Below are 14,423 nucleotides of genomic sequence, written 5' to 3'. Positions count from 1 at the left end.
CTGAAGACCGTTCAGCCGGTGCGCTGCTGCGCGCCCGGCGATGGCGCCGCGGCACCGGCCAGCACGGCCCGGAACACGGCGTGGAACGCCAGTCCGGCCATCAGGCCGAATCCGGCGGCCACCAGTACCGAGAAGGCATAGCTGGCCCAGTCGAAGTTGCCCGCAGAGGACAGCTGGCTCATCAGAGCGCCGCCAGAGCCGTCGGGCCAGGCACAGGTGGCCATGGCCAGCGCGCCCAGCCCTGCCCCGACCAGCGCGAACCACACCCAGCGCAGGCGGCCGGAAGACAGCAGGACCAAGCCCATCGGCAGCAGCACCGCCACGGCGTGGGCGAAGGCCAGCACGAACATCAATGCGGCCGCCAGCGCGGCCGTGGCCACTTCCTGGCCGAGACTGAGACCGGCAATCAGGCCACCGATCACCAGCGAAGGCAGCAGCGCGGCGGCGAACACCGCCAGGATCGCCGCCACGGCGCTGCGGCCGGGGCTGGCTGGAAACGAGGTCATATCGGCAGGTCGTCCTTGTCCGGCGAACACCGGGCGCCCACTGCGGGCGCCCTGCACAACCGCGCAGGGCGGTTCAGAACTCCAGGTTGTCGATCAACCGGGTGGTGCCCAGGCGCGCGGCGATCAGGGCCACGCGGCCGCCGCCATCGAAACTCGGCTCGGCCAGCTCCGGAGTGCGCAGTACCGCGTAATCCACCTGGAAGCCCGCTGCCTGCAGCGCAGCGACGGCGTCGGCCTCGATGCGTTCACGCGCGTGCCCGGCCACATAGCCTTCGCGCATGCCCAGCAGGGTGCGGTGAAGGGTGGTCGCCAACGGGCGCTGCTCGGCGCTGAGGTACTGGTTGCGCGAGCTCTTGGCCAGGCCATCCTCATCGCGCACGATCTCGGCACCGACGATCTGGACCGGGAACGACAGCTCGGCCACCATCTGCTTGATGACCGCCAGCTGCTGGTAGTCCTTGCGGCCGAACACGGCCACATCCGGCTGTACCTGCAGGAACAGCCGCGCCACCACCGTGCACACGCCATCGAAATGGCCCGGGCGGCTGGCGCCTTCCAGCACCTCGCTGACGCCAGGCGCATGCATCTGCGTGGTCTTGTCCACGCCCAGCGGGTACATCGCTTCGACGCTGGGCAGCCACACCGCATCGCAGCCCACCTGCTCCAGCCCGGCCACATCGGCTTCGGGGGTGCGCGGATAGCGGCTGAAATCCTCGTTCGGCCCGAACTGTGTCGGGTTGACGAAGATGCTGGCCACCACCTTGTCGGCGTACTGCTTTGCCAGGGTGACCAGCGCGTGGTGCCCGCCGTGCAGGTTGCCCATGGTCGGCACCAGCGCCACGCGCAGGCCCTCGCCCTTCCACTGCGCGATCTGCGCGCGCAGCGCACCGAGTTCGTTGAAGGTCTGGATCATTGGGCGTACGCGTGTTCTTCGTCGGGGAAGCTGCCATCGCGCACGGCATCGGCGTAGGCACGGGTGGCGCCGGCCACCGAACCGCCTTCAGCCAGGAAGTCCTTGACGAACTTCGGGCGACGGTGGCCGCTGTCCAGACCGAGGAAATCGTGCAGCACCAGCACCTGGCCGTCGCACTGCGGACCGGCACCGATACCGATGGTCGGCACAGGCACCGCGGCGGTGACGGCGGCAGCAACCGGGGTCGGCACGCATTCGAGCACCATGATGCTGGCACCGGCTTCAGCCACGGCCTTAGCATCGTCCACCAGCTGGCGCGCGGCATCACCACGGCCCTGGATCTTGAAGCCACCCAGGCGCAGCACCGACTGCGGGGTCAGGCCCAGGTGCGAACAGACCGGGATCTCGCGCTCGACCAGGTAGCGGATGATGTCGACCTTGAAGCCGGCGCCTTCGATCTTGACCATCTCCGCACCCGCCTGCAGCAGCTGCAGTGAAGCATCCAGCGCGCGTTCCGGGGTGGCATCGGCGCCGAACGGCAGGTCGGCGATCAGCAGCGCACGCTGCAGCACGCGGGCGACTGCGCGGGTGTGATAGACCATGTCGGCGACGGTCACCGGCAGGGTCGAATCGTGCCCCTGCACGACCATGCCCAGCGAATCGCCGATCAGGATCAGGTCGACACCGTTGGCATCGAAGGTGCGGGCGAAGCCTGCGTCGTAGGCGGTCAACATGACCAGCTTCTGGCCATTGCGCTTGGCCTCGGCCAGGGCGGGAACGGTCCAGGGCTTGCTGTCTGCGTGGGTGCTCATGTGCTGATAACCGGGGGAGATAACCCGGGCATTATCACCCTAACGGCGCGATCCCGCAGGCATCCACCCGCATCACTGCATCCCGCACGCGGCCATGGCCGGGAATGGCCAGATCGGCGGCGATTTCGGCCAATGGCACCAACACGAACGCACGCTCGTGCAGGTAGGGATGCGGCACCTTCAGCTCGGGCAGGTCCAGCACCAGCTCGCCGAACAGCAGCAGGTCCAGATCCAGCGCACGCGGCCCCCAGTGCACGGCGGGATCACGTACGCGGCCGAAGCGCTGCTCCAGCGCGAGCATGGCCTGCAGCAGCTCGACGGCGGGCAGATCGGTGTCGACCGAGGCCACTGCGTTGACGAACGGTGGCTGGTCCTCGTTGCCCCATGCCGGCGTCGCGTACAACCGCGAGGCCTGCGTCAGCCGGGTTCCGGGCAGCTCGTCCAGCGCGGCAATGGCCGCGCGGACGGTGTTGGCTGCGTCGCCAAGATTGGCGCCCAGCCCGATCCAGGCACCGGTCATGGATTACTCGGCAGCACCGGCAGCTGCGCCATCGGGACGACGACGGCGACGACGACGCTTGCGCGGCGCTCCACCCTCCTCATCGCCGGCATCGCTGTGCAGGGAATCCAGCGACGAATCCAGCTCATGCCCGGACTGCGCCTGCGCTTCGCGCCAGAACGCGACGTCGGCTTCGTGCTCTGCCGATGCCACCTGGCGCAGGGCCAGGAAATCGAAGGCGGCACGGAAACGGGGGTGGCTGAGCGTGCGCATCACGCGCTTGCGCTGGCGCGAACTGAAGCGCGCCTGCAGCAGCCAGATCTCCTGCATCGGCAGCGAGAAACGGCGCGGCAATGCAATGGTGCTCAGCTGCTGCACGGTGACGCGGTCGGCGGCACGACGCTGTGCCTCTTCCGGTGCGACGCCCTGCTTGAGCAGCGTTGCCTGTGCGCGGCAGTAAGCCGGCCACAGCAACAGCGCGAACAGGAACGCCGGCGACACGGGCTCGTCATTGGCCACGCGTGCATCGGTGTTGGCCAGGCCCTCGACCAGCATGCGACGCAGCGCGCCGGTGCGGTTCGACTTCAGCGCCTTGGCGCTTTCCGGGAACAGCACGTCGAACAGGCCGTAGCGTTCCAGTCCTTCGAAGCTGGCAACGCCATGCCCGGACAGGAACAGCTTCAGGACTTCCTCGAACAGGCGCGCCGGTGCGGCTTCGTTGAGCAGGCCGGCCAGCTGCGGGATCGGCGCGGCAGTGCCCTCTTCGATCTGGAAGCCGAGCTTGGCCGCCAGGCGGACCGCACGCAGCATGCGCACCGGGTCTTCCTGGTAACGCTGCACCGGGTCGCCGATGAGCTTCATCAGGCGTGCCTGCACGTCTTCGAAGCCGCCGGTGTAGTCACGCACCGAGAAGTCCTCGATGGCGTAATACAGGGCATTGCAGGTGAAGTCGCGGCGGATGGCGTCGTCTTCGATGCTGCCGTACACGTTGTCGCGCACGAGCATGCCGTTTTCCATTTCGCGGTCGCCGCTGCCGTCATCGATGTTGGCACGGAAGGTGGCGACTTCGATGATCTCGCGGCCGAACACAACATGGGCCAGGCGGAAACGGCGGCCGATCAGGCGGCAGTTGCGGAACAACTGCTTGACCTGTTCGGGCGTGGCATCGGTGGCCACGTCGAAATCCTTGGGTTGGCCATTGACCAGCAGATCGCGCACCGCGCCGCCGACAAGGTAGGCGCCGAAGCCGGCATCGCGCAGTCGATAAAGCACGCGCAAAGCGTTCGGGCTGATGTCCTTGCGGGAGATCGTGTGCTGGTCGCGCGGGATGACGCGCAGGCTGAACGGTGATGTAGCAGAGGAAATGATGTTGGCGCTTCCGGTTGAAGTTTCGGGATTGCCCAATGGCATCGAGGTGCATATACTAGCGCTCCTGCACCGGCAGCGACACACTGCTCCCTTCGTCTAGTGGTTAGGACGTGGCCCTCTCAAGGCTAAAACAGGGGTTCGAGTCCCCTAGGGAGCACCAGTCGCCGCAGCAGGAACCGAAAAAGCCCGCCTTGTGCGGGCTTTTCTGTTTTCCGGAATCGTGTCGCCGACTGGGCTGGTCGCTTGAGCGCCTCCTTGTTCCTGCGAGGGAGGGGGCGGGCCACCCTGTCCTGGACACGCAAAAGCCCATCCATGGTGCTCGATGGCGCCATCCATGGCGCCAACGGTCCAGGACAGGGTGGCCCGCCCCCTCCTGACAATTTCCGCGACGGCGGCAAGATCAAGAACAGCCTCGCTCCTCCGCGGCAAATCAGCCCGGACGCGCTTGCGTGTGTCCGCCACCCGCGATCTGTCGAGAGGCGGCAGGCCAGGCGCTCCAGGACCGTTGGCGCCATGGATGGCGCCATCGAGCCCCCATGGATGGGTTTACGGCGTGTCCTGGAGCGGCTGGCCTGCCGCCTCCCCTCGGAACAGGGAGGCGCTGAAACTCAGGCCAAGCCGTCAGCCTTCCATCTGCTCCAGTTCCTTGCCCTTGGTCTCGCGCACGTAGCGGATGACGAAGATGATCGAGAGGATCGCGGCGACGGTATAGATGCCGTACGCACCGGCCAGGCCGATGCCGGCCAGCAGCATCGGGAAGGTCACGGTGATCGCGAAATTCGAGGTCCACTGCGCCGCACCGGCCACGGCCAACGCCGGGCCGCGGATCTGGTTCGGGAACATCTCGCCCAGCATCACCCACATCACCGGGCCCCACGACATGTTGAAGAACACCACATAGACGTTGGCCGCTACCAGCGCCAGCCGCCCCATGCCGTCGGACAGCTGCAGGCGCCCCTCGGCCAGGCTGCCGCTGGCGAAGGCCACCACCATCAGCACCAGGGCCACCGACATGCCGACCGAACCGACCCACAGCAGCGGCTTGCGGCCGATGCGATCGATCAGCACCACCGTCAGCAGGCAGGCGCCGATGCTCAGCGCACCGGACAGGACGTTGATCAGCAGCGCATCGCTTTCCGAGAAACCCACCGCCTGCCACAGCACCGCGCCGTAGTAGAACACCACATTGATGCCGACCAGCTGCTGGAACATCGCCAGGCCGATGCCGACCCAGACGATGGGGCGCAGCTTGCCGGTGGCCTTGTTGAGCAGGTCGCCGAATCGCGGCTTGTGCTGGTCCTGGGCCAGGCTTGCTTCGATCTCGGCCTGCTTGTTCACCGCGGCACGTTCGCCGTACAGCCGGCCAAGCACCGCCCTCGCCTGCGCCTGCCGACCCTTCATCACCAGGAAGCGCGGGCTTTCCGGGATCACCAGCAAGAGCAGCAGGAACAGCAGCGACGGCAGTGCCTGCATCCAGAACATCCAGCGCCAGGCTTCCTGCCCCAGCCAGAGCGGCTCGGTCGACGCACCCGCCGCCCGGGCCAGCAGATAGTTGCTGAGGAACGCTGCGAACAGGCCGCAGATGATCGCCATCTGCTGCACGGTCGCCAGCCGGCCGCGATAGCGCGCCGAGGCGACCTCGGCGATGTAGGCCGGCGACATCACGCTGGCCGCACCGACAGCGAACCCGCCCAGCACGCGTGCGCAGACGAACAACCAGGATGCATGTGCAGCGCCGGCGCCCAGCGCCGATACCAGGAACATCACGGCCGCCACGATCAGCACGCCGCGACGTCCCAGCCGATCGCCAAGCCAACCGGCCACGAACGCCCCGATCGCGCACCCCAGCAGCATCGAGGCGACCTCGAAGCCGAGCGCGGCTTCGCTGGAGTTGAAGGCCTGGCGCAGGCCGTCGACGGTGCCATTGATGACGCCACTATCGAAGCCGAACAGGAATCCGCCGAGGGTGGCGGCGCAACTGATCAGGACGATGAAGGCAGTGTTCTCACCGCCATTGGAGGCGGCACCGGGCTGGACTGGCGACATGAAGGATCCTGCAAGGAAGGGGGCCGACCGAAGCGGGCCGGCGGCCCTGGCAGCGTCGCACAGGGCGGGCATGCCGCCAAATGGGCGTTCCGGGTACCAATCCGGCCCACTTTCACACGGCGACCGACACCGGGGGCCAACCTGTTCTAGAATTGGCAGGTTCAGAAAGCGATTCGCCCTCTACCCATGCCCTTTGTCGTCACCGAAAACTGCATCAAGTGCAAACACACCGATTGCGTGGAAGTGTGTCCCGTGGATTGCTTCCACGAAGGCCCGAACTTCCTGGTGATCGACCCGGACGAGTGCATTGACTGCACCCTCTGCGAACCCGAGTGCCCGGTCAACGCAATCTTCCCGGAAGACGATGTTCCCGCTGGCCAGGAAGGTTTCGTCGCCCTCAATGCAGAACTGGCGAAGGAATGGCCGGTGCTGACCGTGCGCAAGGACCCGCCGGCCGACGCCGGTGAGTGGGATGGCAAGCCGGACAAACTGAAGTTGCTAGAGCGCTGAGGCGCAGGCACCATGGCCCTGGTAGCTGCCAACCTTGGTTGGCACAAAGGCGCCGACCAAGGTCGGCCCCCACCACGGCAGGTACCAACCAGCAGGCAATGAAAAGGGCGCCCAGGGCGCCCTTTTCTGTTCTGGCCCTGGTAGCTGCCAACCTTGGTTGGCATAAAGGCGCCGACCAAGGTCGGCGTCTACCACGGCAGGTACGAACCAGCAGGGTCCGCGCCCATCGAGCCAGCCATTACTGGGCCAGCTTCGCCTTCAGTGCGGCAATCAGCTTCACCGGGGCTTCGGCGGTGGCCGGCAGGCCACGCGGGTCGACCGCGGAGATGTAGGCACCAGCGTCGACGGCGACCACGCGGACCAGGAAGTTGCTGCCTTCATAGGCCACGTCGTACGAACCCAGCAGCTGCGCGCGCGTGGCGATGGTCAGGCCTTCCACGCCTTCCAGCGCGGTACCGACCTTGGCGAAGGCTTCATCCTTGCTGCCGGCAATGGTGAAACCGGTGGCGCTGACGGCGGGGGTGGCGGCGGCCGGGGTGGCCGGCTTGGTCGCCGAGCTCAGGGTCGGTACCTGGTTGTTGCCGGCGCCTGCCGGCAGGTTCAGGTCCGGCGGCACTTCCAGCGGACGCACTTCCGGGGCCAGAGCGTAGTCGCCCTTGACGCCACGCTTGAAGCAACCGGTGGTGCCGGCTGCGGTGGCCACGGCAAGGAGCGCGAAGGACAGCACGCGGACGGCGGAAACGGATTGGCGCATGTGAATCTCCTGGATCAGACCAAGACGGAAGGTCAGTGGCTGGAAAGGGCTTCGAGGGCGGCGATATCGCCGGCGAGATGGTCGGCGGCAGGCGTGTGTGCGGCCGAAAGCGGCAGCAGCGGCAGGCGCAGATCGTGACCGATGCCGATCCGACGCAACAGCGCCTTGACCGGAATCGGGTTGGATTCGACACCGCAGAAGTCATGGAACGGCTGCAGGCGCGCGTCCCAGGATTCAACGGCTTCATGGTCGCGGGCAGCGGCCAGGTCGCACATCCGGCGATAGGCGCCGGGCAGCACGTTGGAACCGACCGAGATCAGACCGTCCATGCCGGCTTGGATCGAACGTGCGGCCGTGCCGTCATCGCCGGTGAGCACGGCAAAGGTCGGGCTGCGCAGGTCCAGCAGTGCCCGCACGCGGCCGGTATCGCCCACCGCTTCCTTGATGCCGACGATGTTCGGATGGCTGGCGAGCTCGGCCACGGTCTCCGGCAGCATGTCGCAGCCGGTACGGCCGGGCACGTTATACAGCACCACCGGCAATCCCGCCTGGTCGGCGACCGCGCGGTAATGCGCGATCAGGCCGGCCTGGGTCGGCCGCACGTACGGCGGTGTGACCACCAGCGCGTGGGTGGCACCGAGCGCGGCGGCGCGGCGGGTCTGCTCGATGGTCTTGGCGGTGCCGGACAGGCCGGTACCGGCCAGGACCGGAACGCGGCCGGCGATGCGTTCGACCGCGCTGGCCAGCAGCTGGTCGTACTCCGCATCGGACAGGGTGGCTGCCTCGCCGGTGGAGCCGGCAACGACAACGCCTTGGACGCCGCCCTCCAGCTGCAGGTGCAGCAGGCGCTGCCAACCGTCGGGGTCGAGTGCGCCGTCGGCCCGGAAGGGGGTCGCCAGCGCGGTGATGAGGCCGGAAAGGGACAAGGACGTGCTGCTCTTGGCTGGGGAGGGAAAACGTCCGCCACGGAAGGGCGCGGGCGTTCTGAATGTTACTTGCGGCGCGAAAGCACGGGCAAGTATGCTGGACACCGGTGGATCCCCGCCTCTGGCGGGCATTCAGACTAACGCATGCATTACCCGGAATCGCCTTGACCGACACCACCCCGCGCCCAGCGCCGAGCGAAAACCACCTCCTGATCAACGCCTATACGACGCATCCGGAGTCCCCCCTGTTGTCCGTCACCCGCCGCATCGCCGACAGCGGGTGCAATCTGGTGGATGCACGCCTGGCCACCGTGGGCCGCGATGTCTCGGTGACCGCGCTGGCCACCGGCTCCTGGGATTCGGTCGCCAAGCTGGAAGCGATGCTGACCCGGCTCGAGCGCGAGGAAGGCCTGAAGCTGGTCTGGTATCGCACCGAAGCCAAGCAGGCGCAATCCAACCTGTTGCCGTACATCGTCGAGGTGATCGCCGCCGACAAGCCGGGCATCCTGTTCCAGCTGGCCGATTTCTTCGACCGCCAGGGCATCACCATCGAGACCCTGCAGAGCACGCGCTACCGCGCCATGCAGACCGGTGCGGAAATGTTCAGCGCACAGGTCACCATCGGCGTGCCGGCCAACATGCACATCGCCGCCCTGCGCGATGATTTCCTTGAGTTCTGCGACCACTTGAACCTGGACGCGATCATGGACCCGATGAAGTTCTGATTGAAACCCTGATTCTTCGCGCGCTCCTCACGGGCGCGTGGCGTTTCATGCAATTGTCGTAGAAAGAACCCAGGCTCGACAGAAGGACCTCATGAACAACGGCGATACCCTGGACAGCACCACCCTCTCCCTGCCGCTGGCGCTGTCCGGCGGCGCCCAGGCCACCCTCGGCGATTACGCCGGCCAGTGGCTGGTGTTGTACTTCTACCCCAAGGACAGCACCCCGGGCTGCACCACCGAGGGCATCGACTTCAACGCACTGTTGCCCGGCTTCAGGAAAGCGGGCGCGGTCGTGCTTGGCGTCTCGCGCGACTCGGTGAAGTCCCACGACAACTTCTGTGCCAAGCAGGGCTTCGCGTTCCCGCTGGTCAGTGATGCCGACGAAGCGCTGTGCAGCGCCTTCGACGTGATCAAGATGAAGAACATGTACGGCAAGCAGGTACGTGGCATCGAGCGCAGCACCTTCCTGATTTCCCCCGACAGCCGCATCGTGCAGTCATGGCGCAAGGTCAAGGTCGCCGGCCATGCCGACGCCGTCCTCGCCGAACTGAAGGCCAATCAGTCCAAGTGAGTCCCATCGCCCACTTTGTCCGCCACCACCCTGCCCTGCAGCAGGCCGTGGTGGTTTTTCCCTGTCCGTAACCAGGAACCGATGATGACCCGAGGCAAGCGCATCTACGTGCTGGATACCAACGTGCTGATGCACGATCCCACCGCGCTGTTCAAATTCGAGGAGCACGATGTCTACCTGCCCATGCAGGTGATCGAGGAGCTGGACAACGGCAAGAAGGGCACGACCGAAGCGAGCCGCAATGCGCGCCAGGTCAGCCGCTTCCTCAACGAGCTGGTGCAGGCTTCGGGCCTGGACAACCTGGCCGAGGGCATTCCGCTGCAGCGGCCGCAGGGCCTGCAGCTGCGCGGCAAGCAGAGCGTGGGCCTGCTGCGTTTCCAGACCAGCCATTTCGACGCGGGCAAGAGCTTTGGCAAGGTCATCCCGGACAACGCCATCCTCGGCGCGATCCTGGCGCTGAAGGAAGAAACGCCGGAGATCCCGGTGGTGTTCGTCTCCAAGGACATCAACCTGCGGATCAAGGCGGCCATCGCCGGCATCGTCTCGGAAGACTACGAGAACGACCGCGCGCTGGACGATTTCAGCCTGCTCTACACCGGCGCCACCGAGCTGCCGGAAGATTTCTGGAAGCGCCACGGCGAGGATCTGCGCAGCTGGAGCGACAAGGGCCGCACGCACTACGAAATCCTCGCCCAGGACGGCGAAGAGTGGTACCCGAACCAGTACGTGTACCTGCCGGGCGAAGACGAAGTCGAGCTGCGCGTCAGCAGGATCGTCGGCGATGGCAAGGTGGTGTTGTCGCTGGTCGATGACTTCCGCCACGGCAGCCATGCCGTGTGGGGCATCAGCGCGCGCAACCGCGAGCAGAACTTCGCACTCAACGCACTGATGGATCCGGAGATCGACTTCGTCACCCTGCTCGGTACTGCCGGCACCGGCAAGACCCTGCTGGCACTGGCCGCCGGCCTGGCGCAGACGATGGACCAGCAGCGCTACCGCGAGATCATCATGACCCGCGCCACGGTCAGCGTCGGCGAGGACATCGGCTTCCTGCCCGGCACCGAGGAAGAGAAGATGACGCCGTGGATGGGCGCGTTGACCGACAACCTGGAAGTGCTGACGCACAACCAGGAAGGCGGCACCTGGGGCCGCCAGGCCACCAACGACCTGCTCGCCAGCCGCATCAAGATCCGCTCGATGAACTTCATGCGCGGCCGTACGTTCCTGTCGCGTTACCTGATCCTGGACGAGGCGCAGAACCTGACGCCCAAGCAGATGAAGACGCTGATCACCCGTGCCGGCCCCGGCACCAAGATCGTCTGCCTGGGCAACGTCGAACAGATCGACACCCCGTACCTGACCGAAACCACGTCGGGCCTGACCTACGCCGTGGACCGCTTCAAGAACTGGCCGCACAGCGCGCACATCACGCTGCGTCGCGGTGAACGCTCGCGGCTGGCCGATTACGCCTCGGAGGTGTTGTGAACCGCTGCACCCGTCTGCTGCTGCCATCGCTGGCGGTCGCCATTGCCACGCTGCTCGGTGCCTGCGCGACCACGCAGGGACCGGCCAGCGTGCCGACCACAGAACGCAGTGGCCAGTCCTGGGTGGTCACCCGCCCGATCATCGCCGCGCAGGTGCTCGATACCTGCTCGCGCCCCAGCCCCGGCCGCGAGGCCGGGCGGGTAAGCGGCTACTGGGCACCGAGCCGGCAGCAGGTGGACCAGCTGGAAGCGAAGCTGGCATCGCTGGAAGCGCAGGTGCCACACGTGCTGGATTTCGATCGCCAGTACGTTGGCATCGAGCTGGACGGAAAGCAGGTGATCTACATCAACGCGTTCCATCTGCCTGAAGACAACAGCCTCCGGCCCGCCCGCGAAGCGGTGCGGGTCTGCGATGGCGGCGCGCAGTTCTGGGGCGCGGTCTTCGACCCGACCAGCGGGACCTTCAGCGAACTGCAGTTCAACGGCGGCTTCGGCGGGCCCTGAGGGGCCTGCCATGGGAATCCGCCTGCCCACCTGGGTCTGGATCGGCGCGGTCGCCCTGTCGTGCGTGGCCGGCATGGTCAATGTGGTTGGCTTCCTCGGTTTTGAACACCAGGCGGTCAGCCACATGACCGGCAGCACCAGCCAGCTTGGCATGGCACTGGCGCAAGGTGACTGGCGCGCGGTCGGCCATTTGTGGGGTCTGCTGATCGCGTTTTCGCTGGGCGCGATGGTCAGCGGACTGCTGATCCAGGACAGCGCACTGCAGCTCGGCCGGCGCTACGGCGTGGCGCTGGCATTGGAATCGCTGTTGCTGCTGGCGGCCATTCCGCTGTTCAAGCAGCATCAGATATGGGGCGCATTGGCGGCCGCGATGGCCTGCGGACTGCAGAATGCGATGGCCACCACCTTCAGTGGTGCCGTCGTACGCACCACTCATCTCAGCGGCATGTTCACCGATCTCGGCATCGGCCTGGGCCACCTGCTGCGCGGACTGCCGCTACAGGTACGACGCCTGACCCTGAGCGGCCTGATCATCAGCGGCTTCCTTGCTGGCGGCGTGATCGGCGCCTGGCTGTTCGTGCGCTGGCAATACGACGCCCTACTCGCCCCTGCCCTGCTGACCGGACTGACCGGACTGGGCTATGTGTCCTACCAGCAGTGGGCACGCTGGCGGCGTTGAGCATGGCGCCATCCACGCATGGCGTGGATCTACGTTGTCCATCCGATCATTTCTGCGATATCCACGCATGGCGTGGATCTACTGCAGGAAGCCGTCAGATGCGGGGCGGTGTGGGGCTGCAGGACCGTTGGCGCCATGGATGGCGCCATCGAGCCCCCACGGACGGGTCTACGGCGTGTCCTGCAGGCCCACACCGCCCCGCATCCCACCACATGCCGCCGTTGCTCCAGGTGTTGCTGTTGCTTCTGCCGGTGCCGGGCGCAGCCCGGCCGGCACTACCCCCTGGCAAGGCAGCGCGGCACAATCACTGCATGAGCCCGACCACCCCCGTTTCCGCCCTGACCATCGCTGGCTCCGATTCCGGCGGCGGCGCCGGCGTCCAGGCCGACCTGAAGGCCTTCGCCGCGCATCGCGTGCATGGGCTGTCGGTGATCGCCGCACTGACCGCGCAGAACACCCGCGGCGTCAGCGCCGTGCACGTACCACCGATCGACTTCCTGCGCGCGCAGATCGAGGCCTGCTTCGACGACTTCGATATCCACGCAGTGAAGCTGGGCATGCTGGCCAACGCCGAGGTGATCCACGCCGTGGCCGATGCCCTGGAACGCCATCGACCGCCGCACGTGGTGCTCGACCCGGTGATGGTCGCCACCAGTGGCGCTCGCCTGCTGGAGGACAGCGCGCTGCAGGCAATGCGCGAACGGCTGCTGCCGCTGGCCACCCTGATCACCCCCAATGCGCCCGAAGCGGAGCTGCTGGTGGGCCGCAGCATCGCCAATGGCAACGACGCAGAGCGGGCCGCCGCCTCGCTCCTTGATCTGGGTGCCGGTGCAGTGCTGCTGAAGGGCGGTCACCTGCACGAAGGCAACCGCGTGGTCGACCGTTACTTCGACGGCGTCAGCAGCGAAGAATTCATCCATGCCCGCCTGCCACTGGATGCGCATGGCACGGGCTGCACGCTGGCCTCGGCCATCGCCGCGCAGCTCTGCAACGGGCTGAGCCTGGCCAATGCCTGCGAAGCCGGCATCGACTACGTGGCGCGCGGATTGCAGCAGGGCTATGCGCCCGGCCGCAGCGAGGTGCTGGTACTGGACCACTTCGGCGCGGCACCGCACGCATGAGCGATTCGCCACGCGCACTCGCCGTGGACAGCGGCGATGGCCACCGTTACGAGGTCATCGCCTGCGTGCCTGCACAGCCACTGGCGCGGCTGTTGTGGCTGCCGGCGCTGGGCGTGGCCGCGCGCCACTACCTGCCGCTTGCACAGGCACTGGCAGCCAAGGGCGTGGCGGTCTACCTGCACGAATGGCGCGGAAATGGCAGCAGCTCGCTGCGCCCGTCGCGCAGCCAGGATTGGGGCTACAGGCAGATTCTCGACCACGATCTGCCTGTCAGCCAAGCCCTGCTCGCCGACGCTGATGCTGGCCAGAACGCGCTGCCATGGATCATCGGTGGCCACAGCCTGGGCGGTCAGCTGGCCTGCGTGCACGCCGGACGCCAGCCACAGGCGTTCGATCGATTGTGGCTGGCCGCCAGCGGCACACCGTTCTGGCGCACGTTCCCGCCACCACGCGGTTGGCTGCTGCCACTGATCTATCGCTTCCTGCCGTGGATCGCGCGGCGCCAGGGCGTGCTGCACGGGCGCCGGCTCGGTTTCGGCGGCACCGAAGCACGCGGACTGATCGCCGACTGGGCACGCGTAGGGCTGAGCAATCACTACGCCGCCGCAGGCATGGACGAGGACCTGGATGCGCAGATGGCGCGCGTGCATGGCAGTGCGCAGGCGGTGCTGATGGAAGACGATTGGCTGGCGCCCAGCGGATCAATGCAGGCGCTGCTGGCGAAACTGCCGAATGTCGCCTCGGAATTGCGTGTGCTTTCTGCGCAGGAGCTGGGTACGCAGGCCGATCACTTCGCGTGGATGAAACACCCGGAGGCTGTTGCAGAGGCGTTTTTCATTCAGTTGGGTGAAAATTTTCACAAAAGCGTTGACGACTCGCGCCGACATCCGCATAATTCCGCTCCTGTCGCAGGGCGCCCGTAGCTCAGTTGGATAGAGTACCTGGCTACGAACCAGGCGGTCGGGAGTTCGAATCTCTCCGGGCGCACCACTCGACAGACCTTCA

General features: G+C 66.6%; 16 protein-coding genes and 2 tRNA genes. 10 read left to right on the top strand and 8 right to left on the bottom strand.

The genetic code is table 11. From position 1 onward, the window contains the following. Positions 1-11: 11 nt before the first annotated feature. The 5 genes from AB4Y98_RS14545 to pcnB all read right to left on the bottom strand — a co-directional run bounded on the left by AB4Y98_RS14545 (position 12) and on the right by pcnB (position 4,134). Entirely contained in the window at positions 12-506 is a 495-nt protein-coding gene (locus AB4Y98_RS14545; protein ID WP_442244591.1) for a hypothetical protein, read from the bottom strand. Between the two features lie 73 nt (positions 507-579). Continuing rightward, a complete protein-coding gene (gene panC, locus AB4Y98_RS14540; protein ID WP_336026913.1) occupies positions 580-1,419 on the bottom strand; it encodes a pantoate--beta-alanine ligase in 840 nt (279 codons plus the stop codon). Continuing rightward, positions 1,416-2,231 (bottom strand): 3-methyl-2-oxobutanoate hydroxymethyltransferase, encoded by an 816-nt coding sequence (gene panB / locus AB4Y98_RS14535; protein ID WP_025878796.1) that lies wholly within the window; start codon positions 2,229-2,231, stop codon positions 1,416-1,418. Before panB ends, panC begins: the two co-directional genes overlap by 4 nt. A 34-nt stretch (positions 2,232-2,265) precedes the next feature. Beyond that, a complete protein-coding gene (gene folK / locus AB4Y98_RS14530; protein WP_099783595.1) occupies positions 2,266-2,751 on the bottom strand; it encodes a 2-amino-4-hydroxy-6-hydroxymethyldihydropteridine diphosphokinase in 486 nt (161 codons plus the stop codon). A 3-nt stretch (positions 2,752-2,754) separates the two neighbouring features. Beyond that, positions 2,755-4,134 (bottom strand): polynucleotide adenylyltransferase PcnB, encoded by a 1,380-nt coding sequence (gene pcnB, locus AB4Y98_RS14525; RefSeq protein ID WP_033830828.1) that lies wholly within the window; start codon positions 4,132-4,134, stop codon positions 2,755-2,757. A gap of 49 nt (positions 4,135-4,183) precedes the next feature. Between pcnB and AB4Y98_RS14520 the strand changes: the two genes are divergently transcribed. Beyond that, positions 4,184-4,258 (top strand) — tRNA-Glu (locus tag AB4Y98_RS14520). 461 nt (positions 4,259-4,719) lie between these two features. Here the strand turns inward: AB4Y98_RS14520 and AB4Y98_RS14515 are convergent. Further along, on the bottom strand, positions 4,720-6,144 hold the full coding sequence (locus AB4Y98_RS14515) for a sugar porter family MFS transporter (protein WP_117310098.1): 1,425 nt from the start codon (positions 6,142-6,144) through the stop codon (positions 4,720-4,722). 186 nt (positions 6,145-6,330) lie between these two features. Here AB4Y98_RS14515 and fdxA point away from each other — a divergent pair, with 186 nt between their 5' ends. Beyond that, positions 6,331-6,654 carry a ferredoxin FdxA gene (gene fdxA / locus AB4Y98_RS14510; RefSeq protein ID WP_005409054.1) on the top strand — a complete coding sequence of 108 codons (324 nt, stop codon included), beginning with the start codon at positions 6,331-6,333 and terminating at the stop codon, positions 6,652-6,654. Positions 6,655-6,892: 238 nt separating this feature from the next. Here fdxA and AB4Y98_RS14505 read toward each other — a convergent pair whose 3' ends face one another. Next, complete coding sequence (locus AB4Y98_RS14505) at positions 6,893-7,408, bottom strand: hypothetical protein (RefSeq protein ID WP_312109717.1); 516 nt, start codon at positions 7,406-7,408, stop codon at positions 6,893-6,895. Positions 7,409-7,440: 32 nt separating this feature from the next. Further along, complete coding sequence (gene dapA, locus AB4Y98_RS14500; protein WP_191078120.1) at positions 7,441-8,334, bottom strand: 4-hydroxy-tetrahydrodipicolinate synthase; 894 nt, start codon at positions 8,332-8,334, stop codon at positions 7,441-7,443. Between the two features lie 164 nt (positions 8,335-8,498). Between dapA and AB4Y98_RS14495 the strand changes: the two genes are divergently transcribed. The 8 genes from AB4Y98_RS14495 (at position 8,499) to AB4Y98_RS14460 (ending at position 14,408) form a co-directional block, all read left to right on the top strand. After that, positions 8,499-9,059: a glycine cleavage system protein R gene (locus AB4Y98_RS14495; protein WP_025879444.1), complete on the top strand. Its 561-nt coding sequence runs from the start codon at positions 8,499-8,501 to the stop codon at positions 9,057-9,059. 91 nt (positions 9,060-9,150) lie between these two features. After that, on the top strand, positions 9,151-9,630 hold the full coding sequence (locus tag AB4Y98_RS14490; RefSeq protein ID WP_312787142.1) for a peroxiredoxin: 480 nt from the start codon (positions 9,151-9,153) through the stop codon (positions 9,628-9,630). An 84-nt stretch (positions 9,631-9,714) separates the two neighbouring features. Further along, entirely contained in the window at positions 9,715-11,115 is a 1,401-nt protein-coding gene (locus tag AB4Y98_RS14485) for a PhoH family protein (RefSeq protein WP_025879446.1), read from the top strand. Continuing rightward, the gene (locus AB4Y98_RS14480) at positions 11,112-11,618 is read left to right on the top strand and encodes a hypothetical protein (protein ID WP_099842268.1); all 507 of its coding nucleotides are present in this window, start codon (positions 11,112-11,114) and stop codon (positions 11,616-11,618) included. The genes AB4Y98_RS14485 and AB4Y98_RS14480 overlap by 4 nt, the downstream gene beginning before the upstream one ends. A gap of 10 nt (positions 11,619-11,628) precedes the next feature. Further along, on the top strand, positions 11,629-12,297 hold the full coding sequence (locus AB4Y98_RS14475) for a YoaK family protein (protein ID WP_059063786.1): 669 nt from the start codon (positions 11,629-11,631) through the stop codon (positions 12,295-12,297). A 311-nt stretch (positions 12,298-12,608) separates the two neighbouring features. Next, positions 12,609-13,418 (top strand): bifunctional hydroxymethylpyrimidine kinase/phosphomethylpyrimidine kinase, encoded by an 810-nt coding sequence (gene thiD / locus AB4Y98_RS14470; RefSeq protein WP_442244590.1) that lies wholly within the window; start codon positions 12,609-12,611, stop codon positions 13,416-13,418. Continuing rightward, on the top strand, positions 13,415-14,341 hold the full coding sequence (locus AB4Y98_RS14465; RefSeq protein WP_442244589.1) for an alpha/beta hydrolase family protein: 927 nt from the start codon (positions 13,415-13,417) through the stop codon (positions 14,339-14,341). Before thiD ends, AB4Y98_RS14465 begins: the two co-directional genes overlap by 4 nt. Next, positions 14,332-14,408, top strand: a tRNA-Arg gene (locus AB4Y98_RS14460). Before AB4Y98_RS14465 ends, AB4Y98_RS14460 begins: the two co-directional genes overlap by 10 nt. Positions 14,409-14,423 lie beyond the last annotated feature (15 nt).

The sequence above is a fragment of the Stenotrophomonas sp. 2YAF26 genome (genome assembly GCF_052114625.1).
GTDB lineage: Bacteria > Pseudomonadota > Gammaproteobacteria > Xanthomonadales > Xanthomonadaceae > Stenotrophomonas > Stenotrophomonas indicatrix.
The sequence above is the reverse complement of the archived record's forward strand: the minus strand, read 5'-3'. Positions and strand labels throughout refer to the sequence as shown.